The sequence below is a fragment of the Muribaculum sp. genome, assembly GCF_029051885.1.
GTDB lineage: Bacteria > Bacteroidota > Bacteroidia > Bacteroidales > Muribaculaceae > Muribaculum.
This window is the reverse complement of record NZ_JAIDKI010000055.1, coordinates 1-18,342: the sequence shown is the minus strand read 5'-3', so window position 1 is coordinate 18,342 and position 18,342 is coordinate 1. Positions and strand designations below refer to the sequence as shown.

Genomic DNA, 18,342 nt, shown 5'->3' with positions numbered 1-18,342 from the left:
GTACAGATATGGATCAGATACCGGAGGACCGCATGTCGCCGGAGACATACTTCCGGTCTGAAGCCGAACTTGCCCAATATACCAATTCCTTCTACGCCCTTGAACCAAGCGTAGGAGAATTGAGATGGTTTATGGAAACCAGCGAACTGATACAGCACGAGACCCTGCCACGCGAGATAGCAGGCACACGTCCGCTCCCCTCGGCGGCAGGCGATGTCGGATGGAGCTGGGGCACACTCCGCAATATAAACTACTATCTGCAGAACTCCTCAAAATGCACCGACTCATATGTGCGCAACCGTTACGACGGTGTTGCCTACTTCTTCAGGGCATTTTTCTACTACAACATGCTCACCAAGTTTGGCGAAGTGCCCTGGTATGACCAACCAATCGGCAGCGCCGACACCCAACTGCTATGTAAGCCGCGCGACAACCGCGATATAATCATAGACCATATCATAGATGACTGCGACAGAGCTTTCGACCTTCTCCTTCCCTATGGCAAAAAGACTACTGAAATATGTGCCTGGACAGCACTTGCTCTGAAGTCCCGTGCCACACTATTTGAGGGTACCTTCCGCAAATACCATGCCGGCACCACCTTCAATGCCTCGTCACTGTCAGGCGATCATCTGCTTGAAATCTGTGCTGAGGCATCAAAAAAACTGATTGACGAAGGTGGCTACAGACTCTATACCGAGACCACAGAGCCTTACCGCAATCTATTCGCATCTATCGAGCCGCGTGCCGACGAAGTTATCTGGGCAAGAATATATGGCGACCAGGTAGGCGGACGCCACAATGCCAACGATGAGTCAAAGACACGGTTCGCATCAATGACAAAGCGTTTTGCCAATCTGTTTCTCATGACCGACGGAAGCCGTTTCACTGACAAGGCCGGCTGGCAGACAATGGAATATATCGACGAATGCAAAAACCGCGATCCACGCATGGCCCAGACCATCTTATGTCCGGGGTACAAGCAGATGGGACAGGACAAAGTACAGGCTACGGCATTAAATTATACCGAAGGCTGCTATCAGTTTATCAAATATGTAATGAGTGATGACTATGACGCATATCGGCAGAGCCGCGCTTCAATGCCGATATTCCGTCTCGCAGAAATCTACCTGAACTATGCCGAAGCACTTGCCGAACTCGGTACCATTACTCAGGATGACATTGATATGTCTGTCAATCGCCTTCGCGATCGCGTTGGAATGCCTCATCTCAGTGTGGCCGATGCCAACTCCACTCCCGACCCTTACATGATGAGCGAAGAATGGGGGTATCCAAATGTCACCCGTTCGGCCAATACCGGAGTCATACTGGAGATACGCCGTGAACGTCTTATCGAACTGTCACTCGAACTTGTGCACTACAACGACATATTGCGCTGGCGTGAAGGCAAAGTATATGAAAAACCATTCTACGGCATGTACTTCCCGGGCCCGGGAAAATATGACATGACCGGCGACGGAAAGGCCAATGTATGCATATACACCGGTAAAAAGCCATCAGGCATAGGACTGAAGTTTCTTGAAATCGATAAAGACATTTTCCTGTCGGAAGGCGACAAGGGATATGCGGTGAGGTTTGGAAGCGACGCATTCAAACGCACATGGCACGAAGACCGCGACTATCTCTACGGCATCCCCACCAACGAACGCTCGCTATCCAACGGCGCTCTGTCGCAGAATCCCGGATGGAACGACGGTCTTTCATTCTAAGAAACTTTCTAAATTGACAGTCATTTTTTTAGGCTTCAACTCAATACAAGGGTCGCCGATATCTTTTGCCAAAATTGAATTGGCGGCCCTTATTCAATCAAATACCAAACCAATCCATCATTATTTTTTAATACTGACATCATGAAAAAATTTACCTTATTCGCATCAGCGTTACTCATGACTGCAATGAATGCCAATGCAACCGAATGGTTCTGCTCACCCGCCGGCGCCGGTGATGAAAGCGGCGACTCCTGGACCAACGCCTTCCCCGCCGAAAGTATTGCCGATGTAATCGAGAATGTCGAACCCGGAGATATCGTATACCTTCTCGAAGGCACATACACCGGTACCCAGATTCGTCCTGTAGTAGGCATATCGGTAATCGGCGGCTTTCCTGCCACAGCCACAGATACGGATATATCAGGCTACAATCCATGGGTCAACAAAACGATATTCAACGCTCAAGGAAAAAACGGTACAGGGCCTTTCATAAAAGTGTCAGGAGGCGACAACCCGTCATATGAGCTTAGCACATTCAAGGGCATCACTATCACCGGTGCTGTAGGACAGCAGACCACAACCTATAGCGGCACCGCCTTCAACTGCACACGTGCGAAAGTGCTCATGGAAGATGTAGTATTCGACAGCAACACCTCGTGGTGTGGAGGTGTTGTAGTGCCGGCATCAGGCTCAAAATTCCATGCAAAACACTGTGTATGGACCAATAACAAGAATATCAATACCGACCTCTCAAAAAATAATTGGTTTCAGTGTATACTTAATGGCCGTGGGTCAGAAACAGAAGTAACCGACATAGTGCTTGAGGGGTGTGTAATGGTCAACAATACAATCGAGAGTGCCGAAGCAAAAGCTGCGGCATGCTATGGTGGCGGAATGTCCATGCAGGATAAAGGCGTGACACTTGCGATGGTCAACTGCTTTGTCGACGGAGGAGGCCTTACAATCAAGCAGAACGGTGGCTTCCTGAGATGCGCCAACGCCACCGCATCAAGTAATTATATCACTAATTTCTTTGCATTCAATACACTTTGCAACTTCAAGACAACAGCATCGGAGTGTAAAGGCAATCTCATCTCATTCAACGGTTATGCTCCATTCTATCTCCAGGGCAATCTCATGATTACCGACACTCAGGCAACTGCCAACGATGACAAATCCAATAATGCGATTTTCGTTCAGGGATGGAACTCCAAAGACATGTCTGACATAATCTCAGGTGGCGATAACTGCATTACCGGAAGTATATTCAGCACCTATGCCGCCAACAACTGTACTGTACGCACACAACAGTCTACCGACAACTGGCTCTCACCCGCAATGTCGGAAGTATTCGGTTCAAATAAAATTACAGAAAAAGACGGACGTTATTTCCTTGAACCTGTCGCTGCCTACGGAGATGTAAATCTCGCAACAGCTATCGAAAACTATCAGAGCTACGAGATGCCCGAAGGCTTCAGGTGGGCCAACGTAGACCTGTCGGTCGACCTCTTTGGCAACAAGCGTGCCGCCACTACCTACCGTGGCGCCTATGATCCCAATGCCAATCCGGTATCATCAGGTATTTCATCCGTATACACAGCCGAGGGCTCGCAGATTACCGTCATGGCGACAGGCAACGGAAATTTCAATATCAAAGGTGCCGAAGGCATGGCAACAGTGTACGATATGTCAGGACGAATCGTCAATACCCAGAACATCGACGGCGGTATCCTCTCAATCACCGACGCAGCTCATGGCATATATATCGTGCGCATAGGCAGCACCTCCGTTAAGATTGCCAGATAAGCATTTATCGCAACGATTATACTATATTCCCACGATCGCAGGAGAGTAGTCAATGGTTTTACGTGCTCTCCTGCGATTTATAACACAACATCTCACACCCATGAAGCGATTCATCCCAATCTTACTTGCCTCACTTTCGATTACATCAACGGGCTCTACCCACAGGCTTGCCACATACAACATACGATTCAACTCCGACTCCGATACAGAAGGTAAAGACTGGGGCCTGCGTGGACCGGTATGCCGCGACGTTATCCTCAACTACGATTTCGATGTAGTGGGATTCCAGGAAGTGACCGGGAGCGGACGTTCCTATCGAAATCCACTTACCGGACGGACCCAGCTTGACGACCTAAAGGCATGGCTCACCGATTATGAACTCGTAGCCTGGGACCGCGACGGCACGGCTCGCCGCGAATATGTGGCAACCGCATACAAAAAATCAAAATATGAGGCCATCGCACAAGGTTCATTCTTCATTAGCCCCACGCCCGATAAGTTTTCTTATGGCTGGGACACTGCTATCGAGAGTCATCCTCGTGTGATTGGCTGGCTACATCTAAAGGATAAGTCAACAGAAGAGGAGTTTATCTATGCAACAACCCATACAAACAACGGCTGGAGCCTTGACGGACCCTACGGTTCTCAGTTGATTTCAAACAGGCTCAAGGAACTGGCAGGAGACCTCCCTGTAATGGTTGTCGCCGACTATAACTCGGCACGCAATGCTGCCCACGCCCAGAAAGGCCTGAAGGCATATAACGCCACATTTCATGACGCGGCAGTCGACGTGCCAGCCGACAAAAACTACTCTCTTCCGGTGACAAACCGCCAATGTACCTGGACATATAACGCCTATCATCCGGTATCCGACGTGACATATTCAGGCAGCGAAATCGACTATCAGTTCTACCGTGGCATGAACATCCTCGAACGTCACATAGTGACTGAGGAATTTTCATACAATGGCATAAATTATCCGTCGAGCGACCACTTCCCCATCTATGTCGACGCCGAACTCTCGCCGACTCATACAAAGTCGATATTTGTCGACTGCAATGCAGGAACAGAAGGCGACGGCTCAATAACATCACCCTTCACTACCATTTCCGAAGCCACTGCAATAGCTGATATTGAAGATACAATATATGTCGCAGCCGGCACATATCGTGAATCAGTACAACCCAACCACACCGTAACCATAATCGGAGGATACTCCAACGGATTCTCACATGCCGAGGGAATGTCAGTAATCGATGGAAATGGCCTCCAATACCCTCCGGTATATGTGCCCGGGCAGATATCGCTGACGATTGAAAATTTCAATATAACGGGTTACAAATCATCAAATATGTCGCTTGACGGCGCCGTACATTTCAGAGGCGCTGACCTGAAAATGGAAAATGTGATTCTTGAGGACAATAGCGCTCAGGAATATGGTGGTGCTCTTGCGGTATACGACACCACAAACCCAAAGTACTGCGCATCCAACAACATAACCCTATCAAACTGTATCTTCCGTGGCAACAGTGCTATATACGGCGGAGCGGCAGCCGTAGGCGTATATAGCAGGCTACATATCGACAGATGTACATTTGACGGTAACACCGCCACAAAATCAGGAGGCGCCATGTATGTGACCTTCGGTGTCCCCGAGACCTCGCGCATATGGTTTACCGAAGCCGAAGCTCTTATTGCCAATTCATCATTTACCGACAACAATTCGGCCTGTTCAGGTGCATTATACATCAACGACGAGATGCCAAACGTAACCATAACCACTGTCAACACAACATTTGCCGGAAACATTATCAATGCCAAAGGTGGACTTCCAAACGTACTCAAAACATATGGAGGCACCGGACTGCACGCCAAACTCGCCAACCGTCCATCCAACTCCAAACTTACAAAAGTCAATGACTCAAAAATCAATATCGGGCATGTGACAATAGCCGGCAATCACGCTATGTGTACATCTCCGGCCAACTTTTTTGCCTCGGCATTGACTGTCGACGGAGGCATGGTGAAGATTATCAACAGCATTGTGGCTGCCAATACATCCAACGGCACCAATGCAAAGGCCGACGTAACAGTCGATGCCGGACGACTCGCAAAGGAAACGCTCAATATATTTACCGCTGAATCGACAATAAGTTTTGCTCCGGATACAAAGTCGCATACGGCCACCAATGCAGATGAAGGAACCAAAGCTGTAGCAAAAATGATGGCAGGGACGATTGATGACAACAGATTCATCCCCGACATATTTCGCGACAGTTCATACCCAACTCCTTTTGTTCCGCTGATTTCAACAAAATTCGGAAACGAAGAGATGGCTACATTGTCGGTACTGATGCGAAATCTTGAAAAGGAATTCTCAGTGGATGTGGATATGGACGGAAGTATAGGCTCACAACTGAAGACCGACCAGCTCGGATTGTCACGCAACAGCAAGTCGATGCCCGGGGCGGTAGAGTTCAGAGAGGAGTATTCTGCCATTGAGGATGTTGAGGCTGACATTGACGGTAACAAGCCTGATATGTGTGTGCTGCCCGACGGCAATGTACGTATAAGCGCTGACCGTCCGCTCGGCAAAGTCAAGGCCGTCGACCTTTCAGGGCGTCTTGTAGCATCGGCCGATACTGAGAATGTCGACTATACTTTTGATTTGTCGACTGTCAACAGCGGTATGTATATAATAATGTGTCTGGGCAATTCGTTTAAGGTAATGAAATAGTCCAACTTTCATAACGAAACCAACAAGTCTAACCATCGATTTATGTTTAACCCTAAATCAATCATTCTCTCCGCGGTAATCGCGCTTTCGCCGGTATATATGCAGGCTGCGTCAGCCACCGACGTCAATACGCAAACCGCCAATCCTGTGGCTAACGAAAAGGCGATAGTTACATGTGGCAACGCACGCTTCACGGTGCTCACTCCCCAGATGATACGTATGGAATGGAGCGCCGACGGAAAGTGGGAGGACAACAAAAGTCTGACATTTGTCAACCGGCGGCTTGATGTGCCGCGCTTCAAAAGCAGCACATCAAAGAAAGGTGCCACCATTGCCACTGATGCGCTCACACTTACGTATAAAAACGACGGGCGCCCGTTTGATGCCTCCAATCTTAAAATCACATTCAAACCCGGACTGAAAAAGGAGACATGGACACCGGGCACCACCGATTCGCTCAATCTGATGGGCACAACACGTACGCTCGACGGATGCGACGGGAAGAAGCTCGGCCGCGAGCCGATGGAGACCGGACTGCTGTCGCGTAGCGGATGGGCTCTGATCGACGACAGCAGCAAGCCATTGATTGTGCCTACCGACAGCCACTGGAATGAATGGGTGGCCGAACGCCGGGATGGCGAGCACCAGGACTGGTATTTCCTCGCATACGGACACGACTACAAGAAGGCTCTTGCCGACTACCAGAAAGTGGCCGGACGCGCCATGCTTCCCCCGAAGTCGACATTCGGATACTGGTGGAGCCGCTACTGGCAATACTCCGACGACGAGATGGTCGACATTGTCGACAAACTACGCTCCTATGACATCCCTATCGATGTGCTTATTGTCGATATGGACTGGCACGATACTTTCGGACTCACCAGAAAGAATCCTCGCAAGGATGAATACGGACAGCGCATCGGATGGACCGGATACACCTGGCAGAAAGAGTTGTTCCCCAATCCGAAAAACTTCCTCGAATGGAGCAACCGCGCTAATCTGCTTACCGCTCTCAACCTTCATCCGGCCTCGGGCATACAGCCTTACGAAGAGTGCTATGATGCATTCACCAAGGCTTACGGCTGGACGGAACCCGGGAAAAGCGTGCCTTTCAGAATCGACGAGCAGAAATGGGCCGACACATATTTCAATACCGTGCTCTCTCCGATGGAGGACATGGGTGTCGACTTCTGGTGGCTCGACTGGCAGCAATGGCTCGACTCGAAGTATACCAAGGGGCTCAGCAATACATTCTGGCTCAACCATACATTTTTCAACCATGCCCGCGAACGCGCCTCGGAAGGTACCGACGGATTAAACAAGCGCCCGTTTATCTACCACCGCTGGGGAGGTCTCGGCTCCCACCGCTATCCTCTCGGTTTTTCAGGCGACACCTATGCCACCTGGGAGACACTGGCATTTCTGCCCTGGTTCACATCAACGGCATCAAATGTCAACTACGGATACTGGGGCCACGACATCGGCGGACATATGTTCCGTAAAGACATCAAGGAGACCGACCCCGAGCTCTACCTGCGCTGGCTTCAGTATGGAGTGTTCACCCCGATTTTCAAGACCCACTCTACAAAGGACCGCCGTATCGTGCGCTATCCCTGGGCATTCCCCGACCATCAGTTCATGATGCGCGACGCCATACAGCTGCGCTATGCCCTCGTGCCATACATATACAATGCCGCACGCACCAACTACGACACCGGCGTAGCAATGTGCCGTCCGATGTACTATGAATATCCAGAGACCGACAAGGCCTACAATGTGCCGGAACAGTATTTCTTCGGCGACGACATCATAGCCACTGCTATCGCACATCCGGTAGACACAGTGACCGGACTCGCCCCCCGTTCGGTATGGCTCCCCGAAGGAAAGTGGTACGACTACTCTACAGGCCATCTCTACGACGGGAATACCGATCTCCAACTCGCCTACACACTCGCCGAAAACCCATTCTACGTGCGTGCCGGAGCTATCCTGCCAATGAACCCCTCATCGGTAAAATCACTCCAGGTGCCATGCGACACCCTCGTACTTACGTTCATACCCGGCGCCGACGGCTCCCTGTCGCATTATGAAGATGACGGTGAGACCGAAGCGTATATCGACACCTACGCCACCACCACCATCAGCAAGGCCACCTCGGACAACGCTGTATGCGTGAAAATCGGTGCAAGAAAAGGTACGTTCCACAACGCTTCCCGCCGCCGCGCATATGAGCTTCGCTTCCCGGCCACAATGCCCCCGACATCGGTCGAGGTATGCGGCAAGGAATATCCATACTCACGTTTCCCGCAGCCGGGCACATGGAGCTACGACGGAATGTCGCTTCAGCCTACAATCTACACCGAGATGCTCCCCGTAGATACCGACGCCGAAGTCGTGCTTAATTATGCCGACGGTATGGGCGACCCATCACGCCTATATGGCAAGCAGCAGATATTCCGTCGCTGCCGCACGCTCACACCCGAGTTCAAGGAGGAACAGAGCCTGAATGGCGAAAGCTATATAATGCTTCCCGAGGGATATCTCAAAGTATCGCAATGTCCCAACTTCATACTTGAGAATCCGCAGTCTATCGCCACCTATCTCGATGACTTTGACAAGGCATACTCTCAGCTTCCGTCAATCATCAGAAATCACGAATACTCCGGCGAAAGATTCAAGACACGAGTATCCGCACAGCTCGGTCTGTGACACTCGTCAAGAGATTGTCGAAATGGAAATAATCTGCCGACAGGCCGCTAAGGCATGTCGGCAGCATTTATTATCAGACACAAGCTCTTATTGTCACTTCTTAACGCTGAGATTGCCCATCTGTTCTGTCGGCAGCTGTGTAGCTGTCACTCCATCCGCCGCCAAGAGCGAGATACAGGTCGGCAAGCGCAGTCTGCTTGTCGCGCATGGCATTGCTCAGGCCCACACGAGCATCGAAATAGCTACGCTGAGCGTCAAGCACATTAAGGTATCCGACCGCACCATTGATATACTGTACCTGGGCAAGCTCCATCGTAGCTTTGGCGTCACGCTCGAGAGCAGCCCACGAATCGTAGCTCTCCTGCACTTTAGTATAATTGCTTATAGCTGTGCGCACCTCAGAAAATGCATTTATCACCACGCCCTCATAACGGCTCACAGCCCCTTCATATGCAGCCTGAGCGGCTCTGTAGGCACCCTGACGCTTACCCCAGTCGAATATCGGGCCGAGCAATCCGGCACTGAGAAACGACATAGGCGACTTCAGGAAATGGCCCAGTTCCTCATTCTCCAATCCGCCGGTTGCCGTAAGCGTAAGGCGCGGGAAACGGTCGGTATACGCCACACCGACCTGGGCATGTGCGGCTTTCAGCTTCTCCTCCTCAGCCCTTATGTCGGGACGCTGACGCAACAGAGTCGAGGGCATGCCTACCGGCAGACGCTCCGGCAGATTGAAATCGGCTGTGCGGTCGGCATGCACTATGCCCGAGGGATATTCTCCCATGATGGTGGATATGTTGTTCTCCATAGCCGCGATACGCTGCTCCAGACGCGGGAGATATGTGGCTGTGCGGGCAGTCTCGGTCTTTGCCTGCAAATATGAAGTCTCGGCAGTAAGTCCACCCTCGTAGCGGAGTTTCGCGATGCGCTCGCTTTCACGCCGGGCGGCAAGTGTGCTCTTTACAATCGCAAGTTCGGTATGCAATGCCACAAGTTCGAAGTAGGATTTTGCCGCCTCAGCCACAAGACTCATCTGCAAGGCTCTCTCCGACCATATTGCGGCACGGAGTTCCGCCGACGATTTATCCGACGCATAACGCAAGTTACCCCACAGGTCGGCCTCCCAGCTTACAGTAGCCTTAAGCCCAACTTCCGGATCGCCCTTATGGCTGTCACCACCATAGTTGAGTGTCTCACGCTGACCGTAAGCCTGTCCCGACACACTTGGAAGAAGCGAAGCCGAAGCCACTCTCTTCATTGCGGCAAGCTCCTTTATTCTCGCACGCGCCACGGCCAGGTCGCGGTTGTTGCGCAATGTTGCGTCGATTACTGCCTGCAAAGCTGTATCGCCGTATATCTCCCACCAGCGGTAATCGGCCATGGTCAGTGTGTCGGCCGAACCATTCCATGATTCGACATACCGGTCAGGCATCGCAGTATCGGCATGAGGCAGATTTACCCCCACACGACATCCGGACATGAGGAGCATAAATCCTCCGCATATAACCAATATATATTCAGTCAGTCTTGATTGCTTTACCATTATTTTTCCTGTTTTTATGTCGGGCCATAGCCGACTGTATCACAACAAAGAAGAATGCCACAAGCATGACACCTGCCACTACGGCAAGAATCATTCCGAAAAACACACCTGTGCCTATCGAGCGTCGGGCCGCAGACCCCGGACCTGAAGCGATAACCATAGGCAGCATGCCGAGGATAAAGGCCATCGAGGTCATCACAATCGGACGGAAACGTAGCCGTATGGCGTGTTTTGCAGCTTCAAGAGCCGGCATACCCTGGTCGGTACGCTCCTTGGCAAACTCAACGACCAGAATTCCGTTTTTAGCCGCCATACCCATAAGCATCACAAGTCCGATCTGGAAATAGATGTCATTTTCAAGCCCGAGAGCCCATGAGCCCAGATATGCTCCCAATACCGCCACCGGAAGCGACAGCAATACCGCGAGCGGCACTGTCCAGCTCTCATACAGAGCGGCAAGAAACAGAAACACGAATAGAAACACCAGCGCCAGTATCATTCCGGTCTGTGAGCCGGCGCGCTTCTGCTGATAGCTTAGTCCGCTCCACTCCACCCCGATATTCGACGGGAGATGCGTGCGTGCAAGCTCCTCCATACGGGCCATTGCATCGCCGGAACTATACCCCTTGGCGGCATCACCCATTATCAGCGCCGTGTTAAACATGTTGAAACGGCGTATAGTGCCCGGTCCGGTAGTATAGCTCGTGGAGCCGAGAGCGGTAAGCGGAAGCATGGCGCCACCCGAACCACGTACGAAGAAGAGTCCGATATTGTCGCGATGCTCACGATATGGAGCCTCGGCCTGTATGTATACACGGTATATGCGGTTGAACATATTGAAATCATTGACATACACAGCTCCGGTAAACGCCTTCATTGTCGAGAACACATCGGCAAGAGGCACGCCAGCCAACATAGCCTTGTCGCGGTCGACATCGAAATATAGCTGCGGGATATCGCTCTGTAGTGATGATGAAAGTCCGCTTATCTCCTTGCAGCGTGCGGCATAGTACATCAGAGTGTCGGTGGCCTGGCGGAGGTCGTCGAGAGTGGCGTCGCCACGAGCCTCAAGCTGCATCTCGAATCCGCCGGAATTACCGAGTCCGGGGATTACCGGCGGTCGGCTCAGGTAAATCTTACACTCGGGGTATTCCTGCAATCCGGCACGCACCTCTGCCATTACATCATCGATAGTAGCTCCGTCGCGCTCGCCCCACGGCTTCAGTATTACCGTGAGCTCGCTGCGCGCCTGGCTGCTGCCGACACGTGAGCTGGAACCGGCCACACTCTGCACGTAGGCTATTGCAGGATTGTCCATCAGATATGCCACGGCACGCTCCGACACGGCACGCGTACGCTCAAGCGTAGCACCCTCCGGAAGCTCTATCTCGACCTTAAAATATCCCTGGTCCTCCACGGGAAGAAAAGAGGATGGCATAAACTTGTTGATGAAGAAAATCGCTACAAGCATGACAGCGAATCCCGACAGCATGCGCTTGCGCTTGTTTACGGCCCTGGCTGTCACTGCCACAAAATGGCTGCTTCCCGAAGAAAGCCAGCGGTTTATGGCTCTGAACAGGCGATTTTTAGGCCCGTGTCCGGCCGGACGCAGAATAATCGCACACATGGCGGGGCTCAACGTAAGCGCCACCACTGTCGACAGCAGCACCGACACCACGATTGTAACCGTGAACTGACGGTACATCTGCCCGATAATGCCCCCCAGGAAACTCACCGGCACAAACACAGCCGCCAGAACAAGCGACGTAGCTATAATAGGACTCGTAAGGTCGGCCATGGCACGCTTGGTGGCCTCGCGCGGAGGCAGATTCTCCTCATGCATCACACGCTCCACATTCTCGACCACAACTATGGCATCATCGACCACTATGCCGATGGCAAGCACCAGTCCGAGCAATGTAAGCATATTGAGCGAGAAGCCAAACATAAGCATGAAGCCAAACGTGCCTATAAGCGATATCGGCACGGCGATAAGCGGGATAAGAGTCGCACGCCAGCTCTGAAGCGAAAGGAATACCACAAATATAACCAGCACAAGCGCCTCAAACAGTGTTTTGTAGACTTCATGTACCGACTCGTTGATATAGGTGGTCATATCAAACGGGAACGCATAATCGAGCCCTTCGGGGAAACTCTTGCTTATCTCCTTCATAGCCTCGCGCACCTCGCGGGCCACATCGATGGCGTTGGCTCCGGGGAGCATGTATATGGCAAGCACTGCCGCATTCTCTCCGTTGATGCCACTCTCCGTATTGTAGCTTTGCGCCTCAAGCGAGATACGCGCCACATCACGCAGACGTATTATCGAGCCTTCGGAATCAGCCCGTATGACAATCTCTTCAAACTCAGCCACCGACGACAGACGTCCCTGTGTGGTAATGGGCACAGTCACGTCGAGTCCTTTCACAGGCTGCTGTCCGAGCACACCGGCCGCCGACTCACGATTCTGGTCCTTGAGCGCTTTCTGCAGGTCGGCTACGGTAATGCCAAGGTCGGCCATCTTGTCGGGCTCGACCCATATCTGCATTGCATAATAACGTCCGCCGATATTGCTTACGCGTCCCACCCCGGGGAGGCGGCGTATAAGGTCTATCACATTCAATGTGACAAAATTGCTGAGATATATCTCGTCAAACTTAGGGTCGGAGCTGGTGACTGTCATGGTCATCAGCTGGCTTGGCGACTGGCGTTCGACGCTGATACCGTTCTGCACCACTTCTGCGGGGAGACGCGACTCAGCGAGCTTGACGCGATTCTGTATCTCGACAGCCGACAGTTCGGGGTTTGCCGATATGTCAAACGTAATCGTAGCATTGAAGCTGCCCGAGTTGTTGCTCGTCGACTCCATATATAGCATACCCGGGGTCCCGTTCAGTTCCTGTTCGATAGGAGTCGCCACTGCCTGCGACACCGTAAGCGCATTGGCTCCGGGATATGAAGCGCTAACCTTCACTACCGGAGGAGTTATCTGCGGGTACTGGTCGACAGGGAGAGCGAAAAGCCCGATAATGCCGACAATCACAATCAGCAGTGATATAACCGCTGAAAATACCGGCCGGTCAATAAAAAATCCAGGTTTCATCACTCGTCCTCCTCTGTCTTATATGTGACCTCCATTCCGGGCGACAGTTTATGCTGCCCTTCGACAACTACCATCTCCCCGGCGGCAAGACCACGCTCGATTACGACACGGTTGTCAATCTCGGGACCGATTTCGACAAAACGTTTCTCAACCTTTCCTGAAGGGAGCATAACATACACATAGCTTGCGCCACGCTCTACAATAAGCGACTTGACCGGAACCACTACGGCATCCTCACGCACGTCGAGCAGTATCTTTACTTTTGTAAACTGACCCGGCAGCACGGCACGTTCGGGATTGGGCATCGTGGCGCGCACGGAGAATGTGCCGGTCTTGGGGTCGACCTGCGGCTCGGCAAAATCGACCAGACCACGGCGCAGATATACAGTATTGTCGGCCAGTGTAATAGTGACATAAGGCTGCCATGAGCGCGACGAATCGCGCTCGCCGAGCTCTACATTTCGTTCACGGCTCTTGAGATAATCAAGCGATGTCATGCTGAAATCAATGAGCACAGTATCGCTCTTGACGATTGTGGCAAGCAATGACTTCCCTCCGGGACCTACCAATGTGCCCAGGTCGACATTACGCTCAGATATGCGGCCGCTTATCGGGGAGCGTACTGTGGTGTAGCTGAGTTCCAGACGAGCCTGAGCAAGGTCGGCGCGGCTCATCGCCACCTCTGACTGTGCTGTCTCATATGCGGCCACGGCGTTGTCGAGGTCCAGACGCGATGCGGCATTCTGCGCATAGAGCGGACGCACGCGCTCGAGGTCGCGCGCAGCCTTCTGGGCCTGCGCCTCATTTTTCTTGAGCTGGGCCTGCGCCTTGTCGACATTGGCCTGGTATGTATCAGGGTTAATCACAAAGAGCACTTGTCCCTTCTCTACATGAGACCCTTCGTCAAAGAGCATCTTCTCCAGATAGCCTTCGACGCGCGCGCGTACCTCAACAAACTGAGATGCTCTTACACGGCCCACATATTCACCATATATCTCGACATCGTCAATACGTGCGGGAGCCACTGTGACTACCGGAGAAGCCACTGCCGCAGACGGTTTACGCAACAGAAGTACTGCCGCTACAGCAATGGCGACAATTACACACAGCAGTACAGTCAAAGCTACAATACGCTTATTGCGCAGCAATTTGGGAAATGATTGTTTCAGCATAATAATGTATGAGGCAGTTTAATGTGATGACAATATAGCACAATGCTCTATTATCATTAAACAACAACAAAATCATATAGTTCTCTCAGACGACAAAATTACAACCTTTATGCGTAGTACAAAAATGTATGTCAATAAACAGTCGAAGTCTGTAAATGAACCGACTGTCGCAGACACACAAAAGGCCGTCCATACTCACATATGGACGACCTCTAATTGTATCGCGCGGATATCACGCGTATGTTTCCAATAACTACTGATATAGCCTTACATAATCGATCTCATATCTCATAGGCAATGCCTCGTCGCTGAGGTCGCCTCCATGGTCGCCTCCCAAAGCCAGGTCAAGAAGGAAATAGTGGGGTTGCCTCATCGGATTTGTACCATTCCCGATTTTACCGTTTACAGTATCGTCAAGAGATATCTCATTGATTAATTCTCCGTCAATATATATCTTCAATGCTGCCTCGTCCCAATCCATACGCCATATGTGGAATTTTGAAGCCCAGTCGGCATCCCGGGCAAGGAAATGCTCATAATTTACTGTTTTACTGTTCCATATGGCATCGTATTGGCGGTCATTTCCCCAGGCGGCATTAGCAAGAATATGAGGCGTTCCATCGATTCTGTAATACTCCATTATATCGATTTCACCACATGATGGCCATGGCATGTCCTTTCCGAGAGTCCATATCGCAGGCCATGCGCCCGGACCGACCGGAATGCGGGCCCTGACTTCAAGAGTACCGTAGCGGAATTCTTTCTTTCCACGGGTATTTACCGACGCCGATGTATACTCTATCGTCGGACGCGAACGGCGCCAGTCGGACGAACCCTCCTCAAACATCGGATTTGGGCGACGCGTTCTGCGCGCCTCAAGTATGAGCATTCCGTCTTTACAGTATGCATTCTCACGCTGATACCACTGCGCCTCGTGATTGCGGACAAAACCTTCCTCATAGTTCCATATGCTGTCATTGAGAGCGCCGTCGACATCAAACTCGTCATACCACACAAGTCTGCGTCCGTCGGCTGTGCGGTTAAGCACCGGCGCTATATCTACATAAGGGACTACCGGTACAGAATCTCCGTCGAAGCCTACCGGCAGACAAAGATATCTTGAGTCGGCAAGACAACCGGGACGCCATTTGTCAGCAAAAAAATATACCTCACCATCCACTACGAGAGGAAAAGCCCCCTGTCCTCCGAATGTGATGTCACTGCCCTCGCCTACAAACGGTGATGGGTGCTCGGTCCATTCTCCCATTATTCTGTCGGCCGAAAACATACGCGCCTTATTAGGTGCCCATCCGGTACATCCGGAGCATATCATCCAATATCGGCCGTTTTTCTTAAACACCACAGGAGCCTCGTTGTGGCCGGCGGGAAAAATACGTATATATTTACCTGTGTGAGCATTGTAACTGCTGTTGAGCTCGGCGATATTAAGCGTGAGATTCTCTTCGGAAGAATAAATATGATATGCCTTCCCGTCGTCATCGACAAAAACGGTCATGTCGCGCGACATCTGGCCGCCGTTAAAATCCCTGATGAGAAACATCCCTTTCTTTACTGCATCAAGCCATTCAGGGCTCCATCCGGTATACTCCTCAGCATTCCATACGGCTTTGCGCAATGATTTGTCGAAATTCAACGGATATTTTCCGGGGTTGACCCTTCGGGAATATTTAAATTCAAACGGCCCCTGAGGTCGGTCGCTCTCGGCAACTGCGACTTGGGCGGCATCGTAGCCACGACCCTTCAGTTCATGGTGAAACCACATGACATATTTCTTTGTCCTGGGACAATACACTACCTTAGGCCGCTCGATGGTACATCCCCGCTGTACGGTGCTGGCCGTGTCGGCGACAACCTCAAATACTATGCCCTCGTTATGCCAGTTTACAAGATCGGATGAAGAATAGCACGCAACGCCTTTCTGATAATCCGCATCAAATCCGGGGCGGTGCTCCCCATACCAGTAATATAGCGAGTCGGTCTTTACGATGTTTCCGCCATGGCAGTTTATGCGGTTGCCGTCAGTATCATACCACTCTGCACCATTCACTAACGGACGTGGCGCCACAGCGGCCCCGAAAGCCGGATAAAACGACACACAGAGAATCAATACCGACACGAAATGTGATAAATTAAACTTTTTCATTGATATAGAGTTGACATATACATATGGTCTCAATGGCCTGATGAGCCACAAATCCAATGAAACATCTGCTTTCATATTCATACAGATTTCCGGCTCATATGCGGCATTCATCGCCGAAAGTTACAAAAAATTATCCAAAACCCTCACAAGCAGCATCAAATAACTAAGAAATCAGACAATCCGTCGGGTAAAAAACGGCAATAGAAGCATATGTTGAAATAAATGCTTAACTTTGCAAATATATATAACCTAAATATATTTACTACTCATCAGCCAATGAAAGTAATGAAATTTGGCGGCACGTCGGTAGGCACAATAGAAAGCCTGCGCAACGTGAAAGCCATTGTCGAAAGTTGCGACGAACCGGTGGTGGTGGTGGTGTCGGCACTTGGCGGCATCACTGACCAGCTGATTGCCACCGCACGGCTGGCTGCATCGGGAGACATAGCTCATCTTGAAAGCTACGCGCGCATAGTAGAACGTCACCGCCAGGTGATTGACGGTATCGTGCCCGAAGCGTTCAAGCTGGAAGTGCTCTCGATTGTCAACCCCCTGCTCGAGGAACTTGGCAATATCTATCGCGGAGTGAGCCTTATCCACGATCTGAGCCAGCGTACCCTCGACATTATCGTCAGCTACGGCGAACGCATATCTTCGGTAATAGTATCGAGGGTAATTGAAGGTGCAGTGCATATCGACAGCCGCACTTTTATCAAGACCGTAAAGCAATGGGACAAGCATGTACTCGACAATGACGCCACTCAACCTCTGATTCACGAAAGATTTGACAATCTTAATGCAAAAGTGGTAGTAGTGCCGGGCTTTATAGCCAGCGACTCTGACGGCAACATCACCAACCTCGGCCGAGGAGGCTCCGACTACACTGCGGCCATCATAGCGGCCGCACTTGACGTACGGGTACTTGAAATCTGGACCGATGTCGACGGATTCATGACCGCCGACCCTCGCGTAATCTCCGGGGCTCTGGTCATCGACCGTCTGTCGTTTACCGAAGCGATGGAGCTCTGCAACTTCGGAGCCAAGGTAATTTATCCTCCTACGATCTATCCGGTATTCCACAAAAACATACCTATTGTAATCAAGAATACCTTCAACCCTTCAGCAGCAGGCACATGGATCAGCGAGCAGGAGCCGTCGCCCGAAGGCAAAGCCATCAAGGGCATAAGCTCAATCAACGATACATGTCTTGTCACTATCAAGGGTCTGGGCATGGTAGGCGTGATAGGTATCAACTCTCGCATATTCAATGCTCTGGCACAAAACGGCATATCCGTGTTCCTTGTCAGCCAGGCCGCATCGGAAAACAACATCTCGTTTGCCGTGCGCAACGCCGACGCCGACCACGCCATACAGGTGC

At 51.3% G+C, this 18,342-nt stretch carries 9 protein-coding genes; 5 read left to right on the top strand and 4 right to left on the bottom strand.

From position 1 onward, the window contains the following. The first annotated feature begins 8 nt into the window (after positions 1-8). From K2I50_RS02480 to K2I50_RS02465, 4 genes are all read left to right on the top strand, one after another. A complete protein-coding gene (locus K2I50_RS02480; RefSeq protein WP_301024669.1) occupies positions 9-1,730 on the top strand; it encodes a RagB/SusD family nutrient uptake outer membrane protein in 1,722 nt (573 codons plus the stop codon). 141 nt (positions 1,731-1,871) lie between these two features. Continuing rightward, on the top strand, positions 1,872-3,536 hold the full coding sequence (locus K2I50_RS02475) for a T9SS type A sorting domain-containing protein (protein ID WP_301024668.1): 1,665 nt from the start codon (positions 1,872-1,874) through the stop codon (positions 3,534-3,536). A gap of 100 nt (positions 3,537-3,636) precedes the next feature. Beyond that, positions 3,637-6,273 carry an endonuclease/exonuclease/phosphatase family protein gene (locus K2I50_RS02470; RefSeq protein ID WP_301024667.1) on the top strand — a complete coding sequence of 879 codons (2,637 nt, stop codon included), beginning with the start codon at positions 3,637-3,639 and terminating at the stop codon, positions 6,271-6,273. 42 nt (positions 6,274-6,315) lie between these two features. Then, positions 6,316-8,982: a glycoside hydrolase family 31 protein gene (locus K2I50_RS02465; RefSeq protein ID WP_301024666.1), complete on the top strand. Its 2,667-nt coding sequence runs from the start codon at positions 6,316-6,318 to the stop codon at positions 8,980-8,982. A gap of 100 nt (positions 8,983-9,082) precedes the next feature. On the opposite strand, the gene K2I50_RS02460 is transcribed toward K2I50_RS02465, so the two are convergent. The 4 genes from K2I50_RS02460 to K2I50_RS10895 form a co-directional block, all read right to left on the bottom strand. Further along, entirely contained in the window at positions 9,083-10,525 is a 1,443-nt protein-coding gene (locus tag K2I50_RS02460) for an efflux transporter outer membrane subunit (protein ID WP_301024665.1), read from the bottom strand. Beyond that, on the bottom strand, positions 10,500-13,628 hold the full coding sequence (locus K2I50_RS02455; RefSeq protein ID WP_301024664.1) for an efflux RND transporter permease subunit: 3,129 nt from the start codon (positions 13,626-13,628) through the stop codon (positions 10,500-10,502). The genes K2I50_RS02460 and K2I50_RS02455 overlap by 26 nt, the downstream gene beginning before the upstream one ends. Beyond that, on the bottom strand, positions 13,628-14,800 hold the full coding sequence (locus tag K2I50_RS02450; RefSeq protein WP_301024663.1) for an efflux RND transporter periplasmic adaptor subunit: 1,173 nt from the start codon (positions 14,798-14,800) through the stop codon (positions 13,628-13,630). Before K2I50_RS02450 ends, K2I50_RS02455 begins: the two co-directional genes overlap by 1 nt. Before the next feature lie 253 nt (positions 14,801-15,053). Beyond that, entirely contained in the window at positions 15,054-16,964 is a 1,911-nt protein-coding gene (locus K2I50_RS10895; protein WP_526022944.1) for a family 43 glycosylhydrolase, read from the bottom strand. A gap of 276 nt (positions 16,965-17,240) precedes the next feature. On the opposite strand from K2I50_RS10895, the gene K2I50_RS02435 reads away from it, so the two are divergent. Continuing rightward, on the top strand, positions 17,241-18,342 hold a 1,102-nt coding region (locus K2I50_RS02435), incomplete at its 3' end, for an aspartate kinase (protein WP_301024662.1).

Coding starts and splice junctions, on each gene's coding strand:
- K2I50_RS02480 (WP_301024669.1), top strand. CDS start 9: ATGGATCAGATACCGGAGGACCGCATGTCGCCGGAGACATACTTCCGG.
- K2I50_RS02475 (WP_301024668.1), top strand. CDS start 1,872: ATGAAAAAATTTACCTTATTCGCATCAGCGTTACTCATGACTGCAATG.
- K2I50_RS02470 (WP_301024667.1), top strand. CDS start 3,637: ATGAAGCGATTCATCCCAATCTTACTTGCCTCACTTTCGATTACATCA.
- K2I50_RS02465 (WP_301024666.1), top strand. CDS start 6,316: ATGTTTAACCCTAAATCAATCATTCTCTCCGCGGTAATCGCGCTTTCG.
- K2I50_RS02460 (WP_301024665.1), bottom strand. CDS start 10,525: ATGGTAAAGCAATCAAGACTGACTGAATATATATTGGTTATATGCGGA.
- K2I50_RS02455 (WP_301024664.1), bottom strand. CDS start 13,628: ATGAAACCTGGATTTTTTATTGACCGGCCGGTATTTTCAGCGGTTATA.
- K2I50_RS02450 (WP_301024663.1), bottom strand. CDS start 14,800: ATGCTGAAACAATCATTTCCCAAATTGCTGCGCAATAAGCGTATTGTA.
- K2I50_RS10895 (WP_526022944.1), bottom strand. CDS start 16,964: ATGAAAAAGTTTAATTTATCACATTTCGTGTCGGTATTGATTCTCTGT.